The organism is Microcystis sp. M53598_WE2, assembly GCF_030067735.1.
Lineage (GTDB): Bacteria > Cyanobacteriota > Cyanobacteriia > Cyanobacteriales > Microcystaceae > Microcystis > Microcystis aeruginosa.
Genome location: NZ_JASJFE010000963.1, coordinates 1 through 3,206, shown reverse-complemented (window position 1 = coordinate 3,206; position 3,206 = coordinate 1). Strand labels below are relative to the sequence as shown.

General features: G+C 47.9%; 3 protein-coding genes. All 3 read left to right on the top strand.

The features are described 5' to 3' along the window. The first annotated feature begins 74 nt into the window (after positions 1-74). Entirely contained in the window at positions 75-1,820 is a 1,746-nt protein-coding gene (locus PX636_RS19745; protein WP_288118431.1) for a diflavin flavoprotein, read from the top strand. Positions 1,821-1,941: 121 nt separating this feature from the next. After that, positions 1,942-2,667, top strand: a complete 726-nt coding sequence (locus tag PX636_RS19740) for a hypothetical protein (protein ID WP_288118429.1) — start codon at positions 1,942-1,944, stop codon at positions 2,665-2,667. Positions 2,668-2,672: 5 nt separating this feature from the next. After that, complete coding sequence (locus PX636_RS19735; RefSeq protein WP_002795903.1) at positions 2,673-2,945, top strand: hypothetical protein; 273 nt, start codon at positions 2,673-2,675, stop codon at positions 2,943-2,945. The last annotated feature ends 261 nt before the right edge of the window (positions 2,946-3,206 follow it).

Below are 3,206 nucleotides of genomic sequence, written 5' to 3'. Positions count from 1 at the left end.
ACACCCCACACCCCACACCCCACACCCCACACCCCACACCCCACACCCAACAACTAACACCCAACTTAACAATTATGACCACTAATACTTTAATTCCCAATCCTGCTATTAATAATCGCTCCCGCGATGTTCAAACCGCCGAAATTGCCGATCAAACTTGGGTTTTTCGCTCCCGTACTTGGGACAGATTAAAATTTGAAATAGAATATGCTCGTCAACGGGGAACCACCGCTAATTCCTATCTTATCTGTGGCGATAAAACCGCCTTAATCGATCCCCCTGGAGAATCCTTCACCGAAATTTATTTAGAAGAAATTCGTCAATATATCTCCTTACATCGTCTCGATTATCTGATTCTCAGTCACGTTAATCCCAACCGTATCGTCACTTTAAAGGCCTTATTAGCCGCCACCCATCAAATCACCATCCTCTGTTCTAAATCTGCCGTCAATACCCTTAAAAATGCCTTTCCCGATGCCCAAAATTTGGGCATACGAAGCGATGAAATCCTTGATTTAGGGCAAGGTCATCAACTAAGTTTTATTAATGTCCCTACGCCCCGCTGGCCTGATGGTATCTGCACTTTTGACCAAAAAAACCAAATTTTATACAGCGATAAATTCTTTAGTGTACATCTGTGCAGTGACGATCTTTGGGATAAAAATTGGAAAGAATTAGATGTGGATCGTCGTTATTATTTTGATTGTCTCCATGCCGTGCAATCCAAAGCGGTAGAAACAGCCCTCGACAAAATTAAAGAATTTCCCGCCCAATATTATGCACCCGCCCACGGTCCGATAATTCGTTATAGTCTTAGTCGTCTTGCCCACGATTATCGTTATTGGTGTCAAGAACAAAAAACTCGACCTCTACAAGTGGCTTTATTATATGCTTCTGCCTACGGAAATACTGCCACCCTGGCCCGCTCGATCGAACGAGGATTATTAGAAAATGATCTGGCCGTAGAATCAATAAATTGTGAGTTTGCCACCCCCGCCGAAATTAGTCAAGCGATCGAAAATTGTGACGGATTTATTATCGGTTCTCCCACCTTAGCCGGTCACGCTCCTACCCAGATCCAAACCGCTTTAGGAATCGTTCTTTCCACGGCAGCAAAAACTAAATTAGCCGGGGTTTTTGGTTCCTACGGTTGGAGTGGGGAAGCTGTAGATTTAATTGAAACTAAACTCAAAGATGCTAATTATCGCCTCGGTTTTGAATCCTTGCGCGTGCGTTTTAGCCCCACAGAAAGCTGTTTACAAGCAGGTTATTTAGCTGGAGAAACCTTCGCCAGGACCTTGAAAAAAACCAAAAAATTGCGGGTTCCCCAACAGGGAATGACCGAAACACAAATCGATCGCACTGCCCAGGCCGTTGGTCGGATTGTCGGTTCCCTCTCTGTTCTCACCACTCGTCAGGGCGAGGATCATGCTGGTTTCCTGACCTCTTGGGTATCCCAAGCCAGTTTTAACCCCCCGGGGCTAATTATCGCCGTTGCTGACGAACAAGCCGCTGATCGCCTAATTAACTCCGGAACCGCCTTTACCTTGAATATTCTCAAGGAAGGGCGCAATTTACGCCGTCATTTTTCCAATCGCATCAAATCCGGCAGCGATGTCTTTACGGAATTAGAAACCCAAGTCGGGGAAAATGGCTGTCTGATTTTAAGCGAAAGTCTCGCCTATCTAGAGTGTACGGTCAAAGAGCGACAACTCTGCGGCGATCGCTGGTTAGTCTATGCCACCGTCGAGCGGGGTCAAGTTTTGGATGGTAACGGTGTCACCGCCATCGGTCATCGCAAATCTGGTAGTCAGTATTAAAACTGGACCGGGGGGGTCAAGTTCCTGACTTTCCCCCTATCATCGGCCTAGATTTCTGGGGAACAAATGTTATGTTAGTATCCAAGGTTGTCCGACCGGGCCATTTTGTCTTTGTTTCCCCATGAAAAAATTGCCGCTAATCCTATCGGTGGGGAGTGTCGCTTTATTGTTGGTGGGATGTCCAGCTTCTGACCAAGCTAATCAATCCCCACCACCCAGCCAAGAAACCCCCACCCCCACCCCCTCTCCCAGTCCCCCGGCTGCCCAACCACCTGCCTTTAGCGGTGCTGTGCAACCGGCCACCGAACCAACCCCCCCAAGGGTAGCGGGATTGATTCCCGCTACCGATCCTGACCAAAAACGGGCAGAAATTAATCGCGGTCGCAGCGATCCCTTTGCCCCCTTTCCCCTACAACCAAATATTACGATTACAGCGGAAGAAAAACCCCCAGCTGGGACTCCGGCGGCTACCGCAGCCGCACCCCCATCCGCATCCGTAGGCAATCGTCCCACTCCCAGACGACCGATAGTTAAAGCGCCGCCACCACCACCGCAACCAACGGAAGCGGAAGAAGTGCAAGTATCGGGCATCGTCCAGTTACCTACCACTGCTATGGCGATCGTGAAAGCCCCCGGAGAAGCCACGGAACGTCGAGTTATCCCCGGTTCTACCCTCTCTAATGGTTTAATTTTAGTTAAAGCGATCAACACCGATCCCGATAACCCCTATATTGTTCTAGAACAAAGCGGTCGAACTATTACCCGTCGCCTAGGGGATGGTGTCCCCGAACCCGCCGCCGCACCGCAAGCCTCGATCAGCTATAATATTTCCGAATCAGGAGAATAAAACCCGTGCGATCGATTGCTATTCAACAAAAACAAACCATTATTTATCCCCAAATGCCCTTGGCTATCTATCGAGAATTAGCCAGCCATTTACAACAGGTTCAGGGGGTCGAAACCCATCTCACTCCCCAGCAGTTCCAACAATTCGATTATCACCAAAGTCAGATCGGTAGTCTAGAAATTAACTATACCGAGACTTTTCAGGAAAGCGATCGCCCTCTGGTCACGGCAATTCTCGGTTATTATGCCCAACGTCACGGCTCCTATCGGCTTTCCTAAGCCTTCTCTCCTCACCTTTTCTCCGATTACCGACTTTCTTGTTAAAAACTAAAGGTATTTTATAGGATTTATCTTAATGCTGGGGATGATGCCAAATCCCGTCATACTTCATCTAAACTTAAGTAGGGTTTGCGGCAAAAAGTACGGGCGAAGCATTCGGATAGAAAATCTACGGTTTCACCGATAGGTTATTGCCCGAATGCTTCGCCCCTACAGGACGTAGGGTTCATTCATGAATCAACCCTACCTTTTATAAAAATT